Origin of the sequence: Erwinia sp. Leaf53 (assembly GCF_001422605.1) — a bacterium.
Taxonomy (GTDB): Bacteria; Pseudomonadota; Gammaproteobacteria; order Enterobacterales; family Enterobacteriaceae; genus Erwinia.
In genome coordinates this window covers 612147-629631 of sequence record NZ_LMLK01000001.1, presented here as the reverse complement: position 1 = coordinate 629631, position 17485 = coordinate 612147, and the positions used below count along the sequence as shown (strand labels likewise).

The window sequence follows — 17485 nt, the reverse complement described above, 5'->3', positions numbered from 1 at the left end:
CACTACGCGGGAATGTATCTTGAGGTAAGGAGGTGATCCAACCGCAGGTTCCCCTACGGTTACCTTGTTACGACTTCACCCCAGTCATGAATCACAAAGTGGTAAGCGCCCTCCCGAAGGTTAAGCTACCTACTTCTTTTGCAACCCACTCCCATGGTGTGACGGGCGGTGTGTACAAGGCCCGGGAACGTATTCACCGTAGCATTCTGATCTACGATTACTAGCGATTCCGACTTCACGGAGTCGAGTTGCAGACTCCGATCCGGACTACGACGCACTTTATGAGGTCCGCTTGCTCTCGCGAGTTCGCTTCTCTTTGTATGCGCCATTGTAGCACGTGTGTAGCCCTGGCCGTAAGGGCCATGATGACTTGACGTCATCCCCACCTTCCTCCGGTTTATCACCGGCAGTCTCCTTTGAGTTCCCGACCGAATCGCTGGCAACAAAGGATAAGGGTTGCGCTCGTTGCGGGACTTAACCCAACATTTCACAACACGAGCTGACGACAGCCATGCAGCACCTGTCTCACGGTTCCCGAAGGCACTAAGGCATCTCTGCCGAATTCCGTGGATGTCAAGGCCAGGTAAGGTTCTTCGCGTTGCATCGAATTAAACCACATGCTCCACCGCTTGTGCGGGCCCCCGTCAATTCATTTGAGTTTTAACCTTGCGGCCGTACTCCCCAGGCGGTCGACTTAACGCGTTAGCTCCGGAAGCCACGCCTCAAGGGCACAACCTCCAAGTCGACATCGTTTACAGCGTGGACTACCAGGGTATCTAATCCTGTTTGCTCCCCACGCTTTCGCACCTGAGCGTCAGTCTTTGTCCAGGGGGCCGCCTTCGCCACCGGTATTCCTCCAGATCTCTACGCATTTCACCGCTACACCTGGAATTCTACCCCCCTCTACAAGACTCTAGCCTGCCAGTTTCAAATGCAGTTCCCAGGTTAAGCCCGGGGATTTCACATCTGACTTGACAGACCGCCTGCGTGCGCTTTACGCCCAGTAATTCCGATTAACGCTTGCACCCTCCGTATTACCGCGGCTGCTGGCACGGAGTTAGCCGGTGCTTCTTCTGCGGGTAACGTCAATCGMCGWGGTTATTAACCWCAKCGCCTTCCTCCCCGCTGAAAGTACTTTACAACCCGAAGGCCTTCTTCATACACGCGGCATGGCTGCATCAGGCTTGCGCCCATTGTGCAATATTCCCCACTGCTGCCTCCCGTAGGAGTCTGGACCGTGTCTCAGTTCCAGTGTGGCTGGTCATCCTCTCAGACCAGCTAGGGATCGTCGCCTAGGTGAGCCATTACCCCACCTACTAGCTAATCCCATCTGGGCACATCCGATAGCGTGAGGCCCGAAGGTCCCCCACTTTGCTCTTACGAGGTTATGCGGTATTAGCTACCGTTTCCAGTAGTTATCCCCCTCTATCGGGCAGTTTCCCAGACATTACTCACCCGTCCGCCACTCGTCACCCAAGAGCAAGCTCTCTGTGCTACCGTTCGACTTGCATGTGTTAGGCCTGCCGCCAGCGTTCAATCTGAGCCATGATCAAACTCTTCAATTAAAAGTTCGATTTGCTGCAACAAGTGCAGCGATGCTCATCTGTAAAACGTCATAATGAATTTCATTATGTGTTCACTCGTGAGACTTGATATTTTTTGACACCCGAAGGTGTCTGATATCAATCCTGCGAGTGCCCACACAGATTGTCTGATAAATTGTTAAAGAGCGGTGCAATCAGTGCCGAAGCTTCCTGTTGCGAGGTGGCGTATATTACGCYTTCCTCMTTCRGAGTCAATCTTTTTTTGAAGATTTTTCTCTGTCGCTTCAGTTACCTGAAGCTCCTGACCCGGTGACTCGTAAGCCGTTGTTCCGTGTCAGTGGAGGCGCAGTATAGGGATTTTCTGGRGGCTGACAAGGGCTAATTGCAAAAAACTTTTCAAACGTTTACTTTTCCACCAGAAAGGCTGATTAACGCGCTCTTTTGCTGCTTTATTCAACAAAAATGGGCCAGAGGCCCATTTTTGCTACTCGACTAACCTTACTGATGCGCCACGATTACGCCGTCTTTAATATCCATCCGGATGGTTTTTCCCGGAACCAGCGCCCCGGAAAGGATCTGCTGCGCCAGCGGATTCTCAATTTGCTGCTGGATAGCCCGTTTCAGCGGCCTTGCACCGTACACCGGGTCGAAGCCGTTCTCGCCCAACAGCTGCAACGCCTGATCGGAGATCTGCAACTCAAAGCCGCGTTCTTCCAGGCGCTGATACAGGCGGCCAAGCTGAATACGGGCAATCGAGGCAATATGGTTTTCACCCAGCGGATGGAACACCACCAGCTCGTCAATACGGTTGATAAACTCCGGTCGGAAGCTGTGGCTGACCACCGACATCACCAGTTCCTTCATTTCACCGTAGCTCAGCGCACCGAAGCGCTCCTGAATCAGATCGGAACCGAGGTTCGAGGTCATGATCACCACGGTGTTACGGAAGTCCACCGTGCGCCCCTGACCGTCGGTAAGGCGGCCATCGTCCAGCACCTGCAGCAGGATATTGAACACGTCCGGGTGTGCCTTCTCTACTTCATCTAACAGAATGACGGAGTAAGGGCGGCGGCGAACGGCTTCGGTCAGATAACCGCCCTCCTCATAACCGACATACCCCGGAGGTGCCCCCACCAGCCGCGACACCGAATGTTTTTCCATAAACTCGGACATGTCGATGCGTACCATCGCTTCGTCGCTGTCGAACATAAAGTTAGCCAGCGCCTTACAGAGTTCGGTTTTACCCACCCCGGTCGGGCCGAGGAACAGGAACGAACCGATCGGCCGGTTGGGATCGGCCAGGCCAGCGCGGCTGCGGCGAATCGCATTAGAGACCGCTTCCACCGCTTCGTTCTGACCAATCACCCGCTTATGCAGTTCCTGCTCCATCCGCAGCAGCTTATCGCGCTCGCCTTCCATCATCCGCGCTACCGGAATACCGGTCCAGCGCGCCAGTACGTCGGCAATCTCAACGTCGGTGACGCGGTTACGCAGCAGACGCATGGTTTTGCCTTCGGCCTGGGTTGCCGCCGCCAGCTGTTTTTCCAGATCCGGGATCTTGCCGTACTGCAGCTCGGACATCTGAGCCAGGTCACCCTGGCGACGCGCCTGCTCCATGGTCAGCTTCGCCTGCTCCAGTTCGGCTTTAATATGCTGGGTACCGGAGAGCGAGGCTTTTTCCGCCTTCCACTCTTCTTCCAGCTCAGAGTATTCACGCTCTTTCTGGCCGAGTTCGTTCTCCAGCATCTCCAGACGTTTGATGCTGGCATCATCAGACTCTTTCTTCAGCGCCTGCTGCTCCAGCTTAAGCTGGATAATCCGCCGCTCCAGGCGATCGAGCGATTCCGGCTTCGAGTCAATCTGCATACGGATGCTGGATGCCGCTTCGTCGATCAGGTCGATCGCCTTATCCGGCAGTTTGCGATCGGCAATATAGCGGTGCGACAGCGTGGCCGCCGCGACGATGGCCGGGTCGGTGATCTGCACATGGTGATGCAGCTCATAGCGCTCCTTCAGGCCGCGCAGGATGGCAATGGTGTCTTCCACCGTCGGCTCGGCGACAAACACCTTCTGGAAGCGACGCTCCAGCGCGGCGTCCTTCTCTATATACTGACGATACTCATCCAGCGTGGTGGCACCAACGCAGTGCAGCTCACCGCGAGCCAGCGCCGGCTTCAGCATATTACCGGCATCCATCGCGCCGTCTGCCTTACCGGCACCGACCATAGTGTGCAGCTCATCGATAAACAGAATGACGTTGCCTTCCTGCTTCGACAGATCGTTGAGGACGCCTTTCAGACGCTCCTCGAATTCACCGCGGTATTTCGCCCCGGCCACCAGTGCACCCATATCCAGCGCCAGTACGCGGCGGCCCTTCAGCCCCTCCGGCACTTCGCCGTTGATAATGCGCTGCGCCAGCCCTTCAACGATCGCGGTCTTACCCACGCCGGGTTCACCGATCAGCACCGGGTTATTCTTGGTACGGCGCTGCAGCACCTGAATGGTGCGGCGGATCTCTTCATCACGGCCGATCACCGGGTCAAGCTTACCCAGCTCCGCCCGTTCGGTGAGATCGATGGTGTATTTCTTCAATGCCTGACGCTGGTCTTCGGCACCCTGGTCGTTCACGCTGTCGCCTCCGCGCATCTGCTCAATCGCTTTTGTCAGTTTCTCGCTGGTCACCCCAGCCGATTTCAGTAAGTCCGCCAGCGAACCGCGCGATTCCAGCGCCGCCAGCACAAACAGTTCGGAGGAGATAAAGTTGTCGCCGCGCTTTTGCGCCAGCTTGTCGCACAGGTTAAGTACCCGGCCGAGATCGGCAGAGGGCTGCACATCGCCGTCGGTGCCTTCGACCTGCGGCAGACGGCTAAGAGCCTGTTCAATGCCGTTACGCAGTTCGGCCACGTTAACGCCGGCGGCGGTCAGGAGAGGACGAACCGATCCGCCTTCCTGGCTAAGCAGGGCGCTCATCAGGTGCAGAGGTTCAATAAATTGGTTATCGCGGCCAAGGGCCAGAGACTGGGCGTCGGCAAGAGCCAACTGGAATTTGTTAGTAAGACGATCCAGACGCATCATTTCCCCCTTTCAGGTCAGATTGCTACTGGAGATTAGATGAGGTCATCCCTCAAATTTTCAAGGTATCTGACCTGAGTTTTTGGAGAAAAAAACATCATTCCGGACCGTCTTGTGGCGCTAGGTTAACTCAGCCAGATGAAACTTGCCATACGGCCGGTGATTCCATCGCGTCGGAAGGAGAAAAATTGCTCATGCTGGTTAAAAGTGCAGTCACCCCCGCCGAAAACTTGCGCCACGCCGGCACCTTGCAGGCGCTGTTTTGCCAGCAGCCAGAGATCGGCGGTGAACTTTTCACCCTGCGGACGGAATGCCGCATCGGCTTCAGCATGCTGGCTGACAAATGCCTCCCGCACCTCGGCACCGACCTCAAACGCGGTCGGGCCGATCGCCGGTCCGAGCCAGCAGCTAATCTCTGACGGCGGAACGGAAAACGCCGCCAGAGTGGCTTCCAGTATCCCGGCACACAGGCCACGCCAGCCGGCATGCGCCGCCGCCACCTGCTGGCCGTCCTGAGAACAGAACAGTACCGGCAGGCAGTCGGCGGTCATCACCGCGCAGACCACGCCCGGCTGCCGGGTCCACACCGCATCGGCTCGCACCGCCGCTGGCATGTCCCCGTTAAGCCGCAGTACCTCGATACCGTGGACCTGCTCCAGCCAGACCGGCATCGCGGGCAGTTCCGCCAGCTGCAGCAGCCGCTGACGATTCTCCTGCACCCGCTGCCCGTCATCACCGACGTGGGCACCAAGATTCAGACTGTCCCAGGGCGCCGTGCTGACGCCCCCGCTGCGGGTGCTGCTGCCGGCGCGTACGTTGGCCGGCACCGTCCATTGCGGGGTAATCAGACCCATTACCAGTCCAGCTGCTCTTTGAACTCTTCGGTATCGGCCTTCAGCGCGGCGATCAGGTCGACCATATCCTGCGGCAGCGGCGCGTGCCACTCCATCTCAATTCCGGTAATCGGATGATAGAGACGCAGCATGGTCGCATGCAGTGCCTGACGGTCAAAACCACGCAGGGTGCTGATGAACGCTTCGGATGCCCCTTTAGGCGGGCGAGGACGACCGCCGTACAGCGGGTCACCGACCAGCGGATGGCTGATGTGCGACATATGGACGCGGATCTGGTGGGTACGGCCGGTTTCCAGACGCAGACGCAGGCGGGTGTGCGCACGGAAATGTTCCATGATGCGGTAGTGGGTGGTCGCCGGCTTGCCCATCGGATGCACCGCCATATGGGTGCGCTTGGTTGAGTGACGGCTGATCGGCTGATCCACCGTGCCGCCGGCGGTCATACGGCCGATGGCCACCGCTTCGTACTCACGGGTAATTTCACGCCGCTGCAGGGAATCCACCAGGTGGGTCTGCGCCGGAACGGTTTTTGCCACCACCATCAGCCCGGTGGTGTCTTTATCCAGGCGGTGCACGATGCCCGCACGCGGTACATCGGCAATCGCCGGGAAGTGGTGCAGCAGCGCATTCAGCACGGTGCCATCCGGGTTACCGGCACCCGGGTGAACCACCAGATCGCGTGGCTTATTGATCACCAGAATGTCGTCATCTTCATAGACGATAGTCAGTGGGATATCCTGCGCTTCCCAGCGGGCTTCCTCTTCAATCTCGGCATCGATGGTAATTTGCTCACCGCCGAGCACTTTTTCCTTAGGTTTGTCGACAATTTGACCGTTCATAGTGACGCGACGGTCAAGGATCCACTCTTTTATGCGAGATCGTGAATAATCAGGGAACAATTCAGCCAAAGACTGATCTAAGCGTTGTCCGAGTTGCGATTCGGATACCGTTGCGTTGAGTTTTACTAGTTGTGCCATATACAGCTTCTTCGTTAACGTTGGGTTTTCACGGCGATGCCGTTTAATATAATGTGCTATTGTACCTGGTCACTATCGGGAGCTAAACGGACAGCTTTCCTGAATAACACTCTGAGGATAATCAAATCGTCATGATGCGTATGAAATATCTGGTGGCTGCAGCCACGTTGAGCCTGGCATTAGCTGGATGTTCCGGCTCCAAGGACGTGGTGCCTGACAGCCCGCCTGCTGAGATTTATGCCACGGCTCAGCAAAAACTGCAGGACGGTAACTTTAAAGGAGCCATAACGCAACTGGAAGCGCTTGATAACCGCTATCCATTCGGGCCGTACTCCCAACAGGTTCAGCTGGATCTGATCTACGCTTACTACAAAAATGCCGATTTACCGCTGGCGCAGGCTGCCATCGACCGCTTTATGCGTCTGAACCCGACCCATCCGAATATCGATTACGTCATCTATATGCGTGGTCTGACGGATATGGCTCTGGATGACAGCGCCCTGCAGGGCTTCTTTGGTATCGACCGTTCTGACCGCGATCCGAGCCATGCACGTGACGCGTTTAAGGACTTCTCACAGCTGCTGCACGCCTACCCGAACAGCCAGTACGCGACCGATGCCCGCAAGCGCCTGGTGTTCCTGAAGGAGCGCCTGGCGAAGTACGAATTGTCCGTTGCTGAATTCTACACCAAACGCGGTGCCTATGTCGCTGTGGTTAACCGTGTAGAGCAAATGCTGAAGGATTATTCCGATACCGATGCCACCCGCACGGCGCTGCCGCTGATGGAAAACGCTTATCGCCAGCTGCAGCTGAACGCTGAAGCCGAGCGCGTCGCCAAAATCATCGCCGCTAACCAGGCCTGATCGGTGACACAATAAAAAAGCAGCCGTAACAGGCTGCTTTTTTTGCTGTAAAAACAGGCATTTTCACCCGTTTCCCCGCAAGTTAACTTATCAACAATGCCACCGAATATCCCCGGCTGCAAGGCCTGCAGGAGGGTTTCTCTGCCCTTCTCACAGATTTTCCTTCTTTGACAAAAAGTGACAAAAAATCGTGATTTAGATCACACCTTTCCGCGTAAATCGCGCTATGCTGGATCCACCAAGACGGAAATGACAGAGAGGTAACACTATGGTTCTGAACATTACCAGCAAGCAAATGGAAATCACGGCGGCCATCCGCCAGCATGTCGAAGACCGTCTGAGTAAGCTCGAAAAGTGGCAAACCCACCTGATTAATCCGCACATCGTTCTGTCGAAGGAGCCGAAAGAATTCGTTGCCGATGCCACCATCAATACGCCAAATGGCCCGCTGGTCGCCACCGCTAAGCATGAAGACATGTATGCGGCAATTAACGAGTTGATCGGCAAACTAGAGCGTCAGCTGAACAAAGTTCAGCATAAAGGTGAAGCCCGCCGCGCCGCCGCCAGTGTTAAAGACCTCAGCGTGGTTGACGAAGAGTAATCCCCACCCAGAGATAACGCGCCCGCCGGGCGCGTTTTTTATTGACAGAATGAAATTACAGCGGTTACTTTAATCCCCTCAGACCTTATGGACAGCAACATGCACCGTATCCCGTTTTTCTTCGCATTCTTTTTTACCTTCCCATGACCGGGAGGCAATTCGTCGTGTGAGAATGAATGCGAAGACGAACAACAAAGCCTCCCAACCGGGAGGCTTTTTTTTTAGCGACATCTGACAGGTAGCACTTATGACCACCGAGAATCCCCTGCTTGCCCTGCGTGGAAAAATCAGCGCACTCGACGAACAACTGCTGACGCTGCTGGCCCAGCGTCGTGAACTGGCGGTCGACGTCGCCAGAGCAAAAATGGCTACCCATAAGCCTATCCGCGATATCGACCGCGAACGCGACCTGCTGGAGCGACTGATCGCGCTGGGTAAGACTCACCAGCTGGACGCCCACTTTATCACCCGCCTGTTCCAGCTGATTATTGAAGACTCGGTGCTGACCCAGCAGGCTCTGTTGCAGAAACAGCTGAACAACACTAACGCCAGCTCGGCGCGCGTCGCCTTCCTGGGGCCAAAAGGCTCTTACTCGCACCTGGCGTCACGCCACTACGCCGCCCGCCACTTCGATAACGTTATTGAGATCGGCTGTGCCAAGTTCCACGAGATCTTTAACCAGGTAGAGACCGGACAGGCCGAATATGCGGTGCTGCCGGTGGAGAATACCACCTCCGGCTCGATTACCGACGTGTATGATCTGCTGCAACAGACCAGCCTGTCGATCGTCGGTGAAATCACCATGCCGATCGATCACTGCGTGCTGGTCTCAGGCCAAACCGACCTGCAGCAGATTGAGACGGTGTACAGCCATCCGCAGCCGTTCCAGCAGTGCAGCCACTTCATCAATCGTTTCCCGCAGTGGAAAATTGAGTACACCGAAAGCACCGCCGCGGCGATGGAGAAGGTTGCCGCGATGAATTCACCCAAGGTGGCCGCGCTGGGCAGCGAGGCCGGCGGCGAGCTGTACGGCCTGCAGGTGCTGGAGCGTAACCTGGCGAACCAGCGGCAGAACATCACCCGCTTTATCGTGCTGGCGCGCAAGCCGATTGACGTGTCGCTACAGGTACCGGCCAAAACCACGCTGATTATGGCCACCGGCCAGCAGGCGGGTGCGCTGGTAGAGGCGCTGCTGGTGCTGCGTCAGCATAATCTGACCATGAGCAAGCTGGAGTCGCGGCCGATTAACGGCAACCCGTGGCAGGAGATGTTCTACATCGACTTCCAGGGCAACCTGCGCACCGAAGCCGTACAGCAGGCGCTGCGCGAGCTGGCACCGATTACCCGTTCGCTGAAGGTGCTGGGCTGTTACCCAAGCGAAAACGTGGTGCCGGTCGAGCCGCAGTAAGCCTGTTACACGCCAATAAAAAAGGGCCCTGCGGCCCTTTTTTCTGTCTTACGCGTTACGGCCGGCTGTCGTTAGCCTGCTTCAGCAGGATGCGGCTCTCGGCCTGGAAGCGCTGGGCGTGGTCACCAAACCACTGCTCCACGCGGCGGAAGCTGGCGATAAACGCCTGCTTATCGCCCTGCTCCAGCAGCCCAATCGCTTCGCCAAACCGCTTGTAGTAGCGTTTGATCAGCGCCAGGTTACTCTCCGACGACATGATAATGTCAGCGTAAAGCTGTGGATCCTGGGCAAACAGACGCCCGACCATTGCCAGCTCCAGCCGGTAGATCGGTGACGACAGCGCCAGCAGCTGGTCCAGCTGCACGTTCTCCTCGGCCAGATGCAGGCCGTAGGCGAAGGTGGCAAAGTGGCGCAGCGCCTGAATAAAGGCCATATTCTGGTCGTGCTCCACCGCGCTGATGCGGTGCAGACGCGCGCCCCACACCTGGATCTGCTCCAGGAACCACTGATAGGCTTCCGGCTGACGGCCGTCGCACCACACCACCACCTGCTTTGCCAGGCTGCCGCTGTCCGGGCCAAACATCGGGTGCAGGCCAAGTACAGGACCGCCGTGCGCGGCCAGCATCGCCTGCAGCGGTTTGTTCTTCACCGAGCAGAGATCGACAAGGATGCAGTCCTGCGGCAGCGGCGGCAGTTCGGCGATCACCTGTTCGGTCAGATGGATCGGCACGCTGACGATCACCATACCGGCATTCGCCAGCAGCGCGTCGGCGCGATGCCAGTCCTCTTTATCGAGGATCTCGACCTGGTAACCGGACAGGGTCAGCATTCTTTCAAACAGCCGCCCCATCTGGCCGCGGCCGCCGACGATCACCACCGAGCGCAGTCCCGGATTAAGCGTTTTAAAGCCCTTATCGTTTTCACTGGTGTACGACTCGCGCATCACGCGGCGCAGCACATCTTCGATCAGATCCGGGGGCACGCCCAGCTGTTCCGCCTCTTTGCGGCGCGAGGCCAGCATGGAGGCCTCACGCTCGGGGACGTAAATCGGCAGCCCGTAGCGGCTTTTCACCTCACCCACTTCCGCTACCAGCGCCAGCCGTTTCGCCAGCAGATCCAGCAGCGCCTTATCCGTTTCATCGATTTGATCGCGTAGTGCGGTCAGCTCAGCCACCATACTTCATTAACCCTCGTGCGACAGACGCGCCGCCAGTACGCCGTTCAGATCCTGATGGATCTCCCGCAGCAGGCTCTCGGTGGTTTCCCAGTTGATGCAGGCATCAGTGACGGAAACGCCGTAGCGCATCGCGCTGCGCGGCTGCTCGGAAGACTGGTTACCTTCGTGCAGATGGCTCTCCAGCATCAGGCCCATAATTGAACGGTTGCCGTCTTTGATCTGCGCCACCGCAGACTCAGCAACGCCGGACTGGCGACGGAAGTCCTTATTAGAATTACCGTGACTGCAATCTATCATCAAGGATGGGCGGAGTCCCGCCTGCTGCATCTCTTTTTCACACTGCGCCACGTCATTCGGGCCGTAGTTCGGCGTTTTACCGCCGCGCAGGATCACATGGCCGTCCGGGTTGCCCTGGGTCTGCAACAGGCACACCTGGCCGGACTGGTTGATGCCGACAAAACGGTGCGGCATCGCCGCGGCGCGCATGGCGTTGATGGCGGTCCCCAGGCTGCCGTCGGTGCCGTTTTTGAAACCAACCGGCATCGACAGGCCGGAGGCCATCTCACGGTGGGTCTGCGACTCGGTGGTACGCGCACCGATCGCCGACCAGCTGAACAGGTCGCCAAGGTACTGCGGGCTGTTAGGATCCAGCGCTTCGGTGGCCAGCGGCAGGCCCATTTCCACCAGGTTCAGCAGCAGCTGGCGGGCAATGTGCAGGCCGGCTTCCATATCGAACGAGTTGTCCATGTACGGGTCATTAATCAGCCCTTTCCAGCCGACGGTGGTACGCGGTTTTTCAAAGTAGACGCGCATCACAATGTAGAGCTGGTCGCCCACCTCATCGGCCAGCGTTTTCAGATGACGGGCATAGTCGAGCGCCGCTTCGGTATCGTGAATCGAGCAGGGCCCGCACACCACCAGCAGGCGGTGATCTTTGCCGCTGATAATGTCAGAGATGGTCTGGCGGGAAGCCGCAATCTGCTGCTCCAGCACGCTGTTCAGCGGGAACTGCTTTTTCAGCTCTTCCGGCGTAATCAGAACCTGTTCGTCAGCGATATGAACGTTATTCAGCGCATCTTTTTGCATGATCGTCATCCTGGAGTATTCGGTTAAAAGGGATCCTCAAGTGAGGTTGAGAGCAACTGTACCAGAAGGCGTACAAAACACAAATAACGAACGTACACATTTATTACCACCAACAAACAGGAAGATGACCAACCAAACAAAAAATAAATAAAAAACATAAAGTTAAATATAATCAACCGAAAACAACCAACCACAACACTGTAAACTTAAAATTACACTTCAGACTCTAATTTCGAAAAAAACTTAATCATTTCCGCAACCTGCCGTCCTTGCCTGCGCCAAAGAATTTTTTTATCGTTAAACAGACGCTGTAAAACCGATCGTTGCCAGGAGGCGACCATGAATATTGTGATCAGGCCCTATGAAGAGAGTGACGCCGCCGCGTTCGCCCGCGCGGTAAACCAGTCGCTGGATACGCTGAAACCCTGGCTGCTGTGGGCTCACGCGGATTTCACCGAGGAGCAGGCGCTTCAGTGGTTTAGCCTCACCCATCTGGAGCGACGTCAGGGAAAATCCGACGAGCTGGGCCTGTTTGCTGAAGATGGCCGCCTGCTGGGCGGGGCCGGGCTACGTTTTCACCCGGATGCTGCGGTACCCTGCTCGATCGGCTACTGGGTAGCCAGCAGTGAACAGCGTAAAGGCGTGGCCCGTCAGGCGGTGCGCCAGCTGGCAGCACGCGCGTTCAGCCGCCCGGAGGTGACGGCGATTGAGATCCTCGCCGCCGAAGAGAACCGTGCCAGCCGGGCGGTGGCGGTCAGCGTCGGGGCTGCGTTAACCGGGATTCATTTCGGACTGATCGTGCTGGAGAGCGGCCCGGTCAGCACCGCCGTCTACCGCCTGAGCCGCACGCAGTAATGCGGCCAGCGGCTGGCGCTGCCGGCCTTCATCATCGAAATTATCCGGGGCCAGCCAACGGGTAATGGCCTGGCCGATCTCGGGCCACTCACCGTCGATAATCGCGTACCACTGCGAATCGCGCGAGCGCCCCTTACGCGTCATCATCTGCCGGAAGGTGCCCTCGTAGGTGAACCCCAGCCGCAGCGCCGCGTTACGCGAAGGGGCATTTAGCGCATCACACTTCCACTCGCAGCGGCGGTAGCCCAGCCGGAAGGCGTAATCCAGCAGCAGCCACAGCGCTTCGGTACCGATAACGCTGCGCTGCATCAGCGGCGACCAGGTCACGCCGCCAATCTCCAGCGAACCGTTGGCCGCATCGATACGTAAATAGCTGACCAGCCCCACCGGCAGGTTGCGCTGCTGGCAGATAACGGTAAAGGTGACGAACGTTTTATCCGCCGCCCGGCGGGCCAGCCACAGATGAAAATCGGCCAGCGTCTGCGGCCGCTCCTCGGTCAGGTAGGTCCAGTCACGATCGTCCTCTGCGGTGGCAAAGGCGGCATACAGCGCGTCGCCGTGCAGCCCGGTGGCCAGCGGCTCCAGCCGGCAACTGCGCCCCTGCAACGGCTGACGGGCGGGTAACGCCGCCGGCTGCCAGTCTGGCAAAGGTGCCCCAACCGGTTGTCCGTACTGATTAAACTGCTGCGTCATTTCTCTCTCCTGTTGGCGAAAAAATTCATCACAACGCGCCGCCGGCACGCTTGCCAGCCAGCAGCCCTTACAGTAGCATCCTTTTTTACCCGCACAGGATACTGAAATGACGCTTCACGTTCGTTTAGCTCTGGTTGGTGACTACCGTGCCGATGCCGTTGCGCATCAGGCCATCCCGCTGGCCACAGAACTGGCCGCCCGCTCGCTCAATCTCGACGTCAGCCCGCACTGGCTGCCAACCCCCGACATTACTGCCCCCGACGTATTGCAGGAATATGATGCTATCTGGCTGGTGCCAGGCAGCCCATACCAGCACGATGACGGAGCCTTTATGGCGATTACCTACGCACGTGAAAACGACGTGCCGTTCCTCGGCTCCTGCGGCGGTTTTCAGTATGCTGTGGTCGAGTACGCCCGCAACGTGCTCGGCTGGCAGGATGCCGGGCATGCGGAGACGGACAGCAGCGGCCGCCTGGTGATTGCCCCGCTCAGCTGTTCGCTGGTGGAAAAAACCGGTGAGATCGTCATTACCCCGGGCACACAGCTGGCCGCGATCTATGGCCAGGAGGTAATTACCGAAGGCTACCACTGTAACTACGGCGTTAACCCGGACTTCGTGGCAGAGCTCTCCGGTCACGCGCTGCGTATCAACGCCCACGATCGCGCCGGCGACGTGCGCGGCATCGAGCTGCCGGGCCAGCGCTTTTTTGTCGCCACCCTGTTCCAGTCGGAGCGGGCGGCGCTGCGTAATGAACTCTCGCCGCTGGTGGTGGCGTTACTGCAGGCGGCCAGCCGCTAGCCAGCGCGCTGCGTGATGCGCAGATCGAAAGCCTGGCGCATGGCGAGGGCCAGCAGGGCTGGTCGGCGCTGTCGCGAAGTTTTATGCGCCGCGCCGGGCGGCTGCCCGATGACTCAGGCCGTCAGACCTGAGCGGGTGTCCGTCAGGGGGTGCTGATCACCACCGCCACGCGGCGGTTTTCAGCCCGGCCCTGCGCCGTTTTGTTGCTCTGCACCGGGCTGCTGTCACCCAACCCGCGGGTGGTCAGATTGCTGCGTGGGATCCCGGCACCGCGGGCCCAGGCATCGGCCACCACGTTGGCGCGTTTGAGCGACAGCGCTTCGTTAAAAGCCTTCTCACCGTAGTTATCGGTGTGCCCGTCGAGGCGTGCGTGGCGCAGGCCGGTGGCAGAGAGCTGCGCCGCCATGCGCTGCACGATGGCGGCGCTTTGTGTGGTCAGCTCGGCCTGGTTTTTGCCAAACAGGATCTTCTCGGACAGGCCGAGCATCCAGCCCTCCGGCACTTCGTTAAAGCCCTGTGCCCGCATCGCAGCAACCTGTTGCGCGGTAAATTTTCCCTGAGGAGCTGACTGGCAGCCGGCCAGCAGCAGCGCTAACGCCAGCGCGGCAAACCCGTTTCGCTTGTTCATTGCATTTTCCTTGTGTTATCAGGCCACCCGCGGGCGGCGTTTTTCCTTTTCGCTATACATGCTGCGATCGGCCGCTTCCATCAGCGCCTCGGCCGTGGCGGCCTGGCAGGCAACGGCATAACCGATGCTCAGCCGCACCGCCAGCGCTACGCCGCTGCTGAGCACCACCGGTTCCTCCATCCGCAGATGGATCGCCGCGATCGTCGCCTGTACCTCGTCTTCATCGTTCAACCCTTCGAGGATCATCGCAAACTCGTCGCCGCCAAAGCGGCAGGCCAGCTGGCGGCTGCCGGCACACTCGCTGAGCCGTGAAGCGATGCTCTGCAACACTTCGTCCCCCGCGGCATGCCCAAAGCGGTCGTTGATGCTTTTAAAGCCGTCACCGTCCATAAACAACAGGGCAGTGCGCAGCTTACGTTCGGCGTCGCTGAGCACGCTATCCAGCGCGCTGGTAAAGGCGGCACGGTTAGCCAGCCCGGTTAACGGATCGCGCAGGGCGCGCTGCAGCAGCGAGTCTCTCTCCTGCTGCTCCCGCCGCTGCCACTTCTCCATCTCATTCAGCAGGCTGTTAAAGTCTTCGCCAAAGGCGTGCAGCTCACTGATCGCCGACGGCGGCACCCGGCGGGAAAACTGACGGGTGGCGCGGATCTCGTGCACCACGCCGGTAATGGTCTGCAAGGCCGAAACCAGCCCGCGATGCAGCCGACGGGTGATCAGTAGCGCGACCAGCGCGGCCAGCAGCAGGCACAGGGTTAATACGGCCAGCGAGCGGTAAACAAAGCGGGTGACGGTACTGTCTTCGCCGGTCAGCGTCAGCGTGCCGATGCGCTGGCCGTTATGCTCGATCGGCTGCTCAACCGGCCGCGGGAACAGCCAGTGGGAGACCATCTCCCCCAGCGGGTCAATATGCTGCGTCCGCTCCTCCGGCCACGCCCAGCGCGCAAGCTCCTCGCCATCGCTGTCGGTGACCACCGCTGACGCGAACTGCCCCTGGCGGCCCAGCTGGGCCAGCGTATCCCGCGCCGCATGAGCGTCGCGAAACACCACCGCCGCCTCCACGCTGTGGCTGACGGTGCTGGCCAGCAGCTGCAGATTCTTCTCCGCATACTGGCGCAGTGAAAGCAGCGAGGTGGCAGAGATAAACAGCCAGGCGATGATAAGCGTCGTGACCACGCTGATCGCGCTGATGCGAATCAGCGTACTTCTGAAGGTGGGCCTGCGGATGTTGCGTTTAGCCATGTCGGTTGCTCCCTGCAGATGCCAGCATTAATACATCGGGATGCACCCGAACGCCGCTTCGACTTAGCGAGTCGAGATTGACCGAGAAACCGACCCGGTCATCGGTAAACTTAAGGCAGAAAGCGCTGCCTGCCGAGCAGTCCGCGGCCTGCTCGGCAATGGTCAGTAACGGACGCGGCAGATAGGCGCCGATCGCCTCCAGCTGCTGCCGCTGCGACTCCTGGCCAAAATAGAGTGCATCACACTGTTCGGCGAGTGCCTGATTGACATCCGCCACCGGGATCGCCTGCCAAAGGTCGGGGCCGGCGTCGATGCCGTCCAGCGCCGCCGCATAGGTAGCGGAGCGAAACACACACAGCCGCGGCACCCCCTTCAGATGCGGCCAGCGGGTGTAGCTGATGATCCCGGCGACGGTTTGCCGCACTCCAGCCGCTAAGACCGGATCGGCTGCCGCAGGGTGCACTTCGCTTCTGAGCGGCAGGCTGGCCGCACTCAGCAGAATCAGTAAACTCACCCGCCACTTTATCGCCATGACGCCTCTTTAGCCCCGGCCACCCGCGTGGCGCTGTCGTGCCAGGTTCTGTCACTTAACTTTAATTAAGAAATATCCTAACATTCAAAAACCCATTCGTCATGATTAGCAAACCTGCTGAGTGACTGAAAATGGGTAAAATTTTCGTAATTCGTCCATTTTCCAGGCAATAAAAAGGCCGATCGTCGATCGGCCCGGTGTACAGGATTGTGCCGTTAAACGTTAGCCGCTCATGCTGGCCGGGGAAACAATCCGCCGCTGACGCCGTTCGAAAACCATCGAAAATGCGCCACCGGCCACCACCAGGCAGGCGCCCGCGATGGTGACCGATTCCGGCAGCGTGTCCCAGAACAGGTAGCCCAGAAATACCGACCAGACCAGCGTGGTATAGTCAAAAGGTGCCAGCAGCGAGGCGTCGGCATAACGCAGGCTTAGGGTCATCAGGATCTGCGTAACGCCGCCGAGCAGACCGCAGCCCAGCAACAGCAACAGCTGGTTAAGATCAGGCACCGTCCAGCCAAATCCCAGCGTGAACAGTGAGGTGATGGTTGTCGTGATGGCAAACCAGAAGGCGATCGCGCCGGGCTGTTCTTTACCGTTAAGGTAGCGGATCTGAATCGAGGCTGCCGCAATGCACACCGCCGCCAGCAACGCCAGGCTCATGCCCAGCACCGACTGCCAGCTGACGCTGCTCAGGGACCCGCTGCGGCCAAAGAACAGATGTCCGGAAAGCATTACCAGAATGCCGGAGAAGCCGGCAATCACCGCCACCCAGCGGTGCAGCTTCACCTTTTCGCGCAGGAAGATGGCCGCCATGATCACCGTAATCATCGGTGCCGCGTAGTTAATTGTGGTCACGTCGGTCAGCGAGAGATAGAGCAAGGCGAGGTAGCTGAAGTAGAGCCCGCCGGTGCCGGCCAGGCCGCGCACCACGTGCCCTTTAATATTGCGCGTGCGGATGCCGTCAATAATTCGCCCCTGGCACCACAGCCAGATAAACAGCGGGATTAGCGCCACAGAAGAACGGAAGAAGATCACTTCGCCGACGGGGATGGTGCCGTCGAGGCCTTTAACGCAGGCCATCATCAGCGTGGAGGTCAGGGCTGCGCCGATCTTCATCGACACGCCGGTAGCGGGACCGGCCTGGTAAGGCATAG

16 protein-coding genes, 1 rRNA gene and 1 other annotated feature are annotated in these 17485 nt (G+C 58.6%); of the genes, 6 read left to right on the top strand and 11 right to left on the bottom strand.

Annotated elements, in window-relative coordinates:
- Positions 1–25: 25 nt before the first annotated feature.
- From ASF13_RS02750 to rluD, 4 genes are all read right to left on the bottom strand, one after another.
- A 16S ribosomal RNA gene (locus ASF13_RS02750) occupies positions 26–1565 on the bottom strand.
- Between the two features lie 477 nt (positions 1566–2042).
- A complete protein-coding gene (gene clpB / locus ASF13_RS02745; RefSeq protein ID WP_056232278.1) occupies positions 2043–4616 on the bottom strand; it encodes an ATP-dependent chaperone ClpB in 2574 nt (857 codons plus the stop codon).
- 125 nt (positions 4617–4741) lie between these two features.
- The gene (yfiH, locus tag ASF13_RS02740) at positions 4742–5470 is read right to left on the bottom strand and encodes a purine nucleoside phosphorylase YfiH (RefSeq protein ID WP_056232275.1); all 729 of its coding nucleotides are present in this window, start codon (positions 5468–5470) and stop codon (positions 4742–4744) included.
- Entirely contained in the window at positions 5470–6447 is a 978-nt protein-coding gene (gene rluD, locus ASF13_RS02735) for a 23S rRNA pseudouridine(1911/1915/1917) synthase RluD (protein WP_056232272.1), read from the bottom strand. Before rluD ends, yfiH begins: the two co-directional genes overlap by 1 nt.
- A 131-nt stretch (positions 6448–6578) precedes the next feature.
- Between rluD and bamD the strand changes: the two genes are divergently transcribed.
- From bamD to pheA, 4 genes are all read left to right on the top strand, one after another.
- Positions 6579–7310, top strand: coding sequence for an outer membrane protein assembly factor BamD (gene bamD / locus ASF13_RS02730; protein ID WP_056232269.1), 732 nt, complete (start codon positions 6579–6581; stop codon positions 7308–7310).
- A 268-nt stretch (positions 7311–7578) separates the two neighbouring features.
- Positions 7579–7911 carry a ribosome-associated translation inhibitor RaiA gene (gene raiA, locus ASF13_RS02725; protein ID WP_056232266.1) on the top strand — a complete coding sequence of 111 codons (333 nt, stop codon included), beginning with the start codon at positions 7579–7581 and terminating at the stop codon, positions 7909–7911.
- Positions 7912–8009: 98 nt separating this feature from the next.
- Positions 8010–8134: a sequence feature (Phe leader region), on the top strand.
- Complete coding sequence (gene pheL, locus ASF13_RS24735) at positions 8011–8058, top strand: pheA operon leader peptide PheL (RefSeq protein WP_199177700.1); 48 nt, start codon at positions 8011–8013, stop codon at positions 8056–8058. Its footprint overlaps the feature before it by 48 nt.
- 24 nt (positions 8135–8158) lie before the next feature.
- Positions 8159–9319 carry a bifunctional chorismate mutase/prephenate dehydratase gene (gene pheA / locus ASF13_RS02720; protein WP_056232263.1) on the top strand — a complete coding sequence of 387 codons (1161 nt, stop codon included), beginning with the start codon at positions 8159–8161 and terminating at the stop codon, positions 9317–9319.
- A gap of 55 nt (positions 9320–9374) precedes the next feature.
- Here pheA and tyrA read toward each other — a convergent pair whose 3' ends face one another.
- Complete coding sequence (tyrA, locus tag ASF13_RS02715) at positions 9375–10496, bottom strand: bifunctional chorismate mutase/prephenate dehydrogenase (RefSeq protein ID WP_056232260.1); 1122 nt, start codon at positions 10494–10496, stop codon at positions 9375–9377.
- Positions 10497–10502: 6 nt separating this feature from the next.
- Positions 10503–11582, bottom strand: a complete 1080-nt coding sequence (locus ASF13_RS02710; protein ID WP_056232257.1) for a 3-deoxy-7-phosphoheptulonate synthase — start codon at positions 11580–11582, stop codon at positions 10503–10505.
- 339 nt (positions 11583–11921) lie between these two features.
- Here ASF13_RS02710 and ASF13_RS02705 point away from each other — a divergent pair, with 339 nt between their 5' ends.
- Positions 11922–12437, top strand: coding sequence for a GNAT family N-acetyltransferase (locus tag ASF13_RS02705; RefSeq protein ID WP_056232256.1), 516 nt, complete (start codon positions 11922–11924; stop codon positions 12435–12437).
- Here ASF13_RS02705 and ASF13_RS02700 read toward each other — a convergent pair.
- Positions 12354–13130 (bottom strand): GNAT family N-acetyltransferase, encoded by a 777-nt coding sequence (locus ASF13_RS02700; RefSeq protein WP_056232253.1) that lies wholly within the window; start codon positions 13128–13130, stop codon positions 12354–12356. The two genes, ASF13_RS02705 and ASF13_RS02700, sit on opposite strands and share 84 nt — an antisense overlap.
- A 106-nt stretch (positions 13131–13236) precedes the next feature.
- Here ASF13_RS02700 and ASF13_RS02695 point away from each other — a divergent pair, with 106 nt between their 5' ends.
- Positions 13237–13929 carry a CTP synthase gene (locus ASF13_RS02695; protein WP_056232248.1) on the top strand — a complete coding sequence of 231 codons (693 nt, stop codon included), beginning with the start codon at positions 13237–13239 and terminating at the stop codon, positions 13927–13929.
- Positions 13930–14071: 142 nt separating this feature from the next.
- On the opposite strand, the gene ASF13_RS02690 is transcribed toward ASF13_RS02695, so the two are convergent.
- The 4 genes from ASF13_RS02690 to ASF13_RS02675 all read right to left on the bottom strand — a co-directional run bounded on the left by ASF13_RS02690 (position 14072) and on the right by ASF13_RS02675 (position 17483).
- On the bottom strand, positions 14072–14557 hold the full coding sequence (locus ASF13_RS02690) for an OmpA family protein (RefSeq protein ID WP_056232245.1): 486 nt from the start codon (positions 14555–14557) through the stop codon (positions 14072–14074).
- 18 nt (positions 14558–14575) lie between these two features.
- Entirely contained in the window at positions 14576–15796 is a 1221-nt protein-coding gene (gene dgcN, locus ASF13_RS02685; RefSeq protein ID WP_056232243.1) for a diguanylate cyclase DgcN, read from the bottom strand.
- Positions 15789–16328, bottom strand: a complete 540-nt coding sequence (locus tag ASF13_RS02680; RefSeq protein WP_072166266.1) for a YfiR family protein — start codon at positions 16326–16328, stop codon at positions 15789–15791. Before ASF13_RS02680 ends, dgcN begins: the two co-directional genes overlap by 8 nt.
- A gap of 222 nt (positions 16329–16550) precedes the next feature.
- Entirely contained in the window at positions 16551–17483 is a 933-nt protein-coding gene (locus tag ASF13_RS02675; RefSeq protein WP_056232240.1) for a DMT family transporter, read from the bottom strand.
- Positions 17484–17485 lie beyond the last annotated feature (2 nt).

What these genes read in the sequence shown, in the direction of transcription:
- clpB (WP_056232278.1), bottom strand. Translation starts at nt 4,616, where the DNA reads ATGCGTCTGGATCGTCTTACTAACAAATTCCAGTTGGCTCTTGCCGAC.
- yfiH (WP_056232275.1), bottom strand. Translation starts at nt 5,470, where the DNA reads ATGGGTCTGATTACCCCGCAATGGACGGTGCCGGCCAACGTACGCGCC.
- rluD (WP_056232272.1), bottom strand. Translation starts at nt 6,447, where the DNA reads ATGGCACAACTAGTAAAACTCAACGCAACGGTATCCGAATCGCAACTC.
- bamD (WP_056232269.1), top strand. Translation starts at nt 6,579, where the DNA reads ATGATGCGTATGAAATATCTGGTGGCTGCAGCCACGTTGAGCCTGGCA.
- raiA (WP_056232266.1), top strand. Translation starts at nt 7,579, where the DNA reads ATGGTTCTGAACATTACCAGCAAGCAAATGGAAATCACGGCGGCCATC.
- pheA (WP_056232263.1), top strand. Translation starts at nt 8,159, where the DNA reads ATGACCACCGAGAATCCCCTGCTTGCCCTGCGTGGAAAAATCAGCGCA.
- tyrA (WP_056232260.1), bottom strand. Translation starts at nt 10,496, where the DNA reads ATGGTGGCTGAGCTGACCGCACTACGCGATCAAATCGATGAAACGGAT.
- ASF13_RS02710 (WP_056232257.1), bottom strand. Translation starts at nt 11,582, where the DNA reads ATGCAAAAAGATGCGCTGAATAACGTTCATATCGCTGACGAACAGGTT.
- ASF13_RS02705 (WP_056232256.1), top strand. Translation starts at nt 11,922, where the DNA reads ATGAATATTGTGATCAGGCCCTATGAAGAGAGTGACGCCGCCGCGTTC.
- ASF13_RS02700 (WP_056232253.1), bottom strand. Translation starts at nt 13,130, where the DNA reads ATGACGCAGCAGTTTAATCAGTACGGACAACCGGTTGGGGCACCTTTG.
- ASF13_RS02695 (WP_056232248.1), top strand. Translation starts at nt 13,237, where the DNA reads ATGACGCTTCACGTTCGTTTAGCTCTGGTTGGTGACTACCGTGCCGAT.
- ASF13_RS02690 (WP_056232245.1), bottom strand. Translation starts at nt 14,557, where the DNA reads ATGAACAAGCGAAACGGGTTTGCCGCGCTGGCGTTAGCGCTGCTGCTG.
- dgcN (WP_056232243.1), bottom strand. Translation starts at nt 15,796, where the DNA reads ATGGCTAAACGCAACATCCGCAGGCCCACCTTCAGAAGTACGCTGATT.
- ASF13_RS02680 (WP_072166266.1), bottom strand. Translation starts at nt 16,328, where the DNA reads ATGGCGATAAAGTGGCGGGTGAGTTTACTGATTCTGCTGAGTGCGGCC.
- ASF13_RS02675 (WP_056232240.1), bottom strand. Translation starts at nt 17,483, where the DNA reads ATGCCTTACCAGGCCGGTCCCGCTACCGGCGTGTCGATGAAGATCGGC.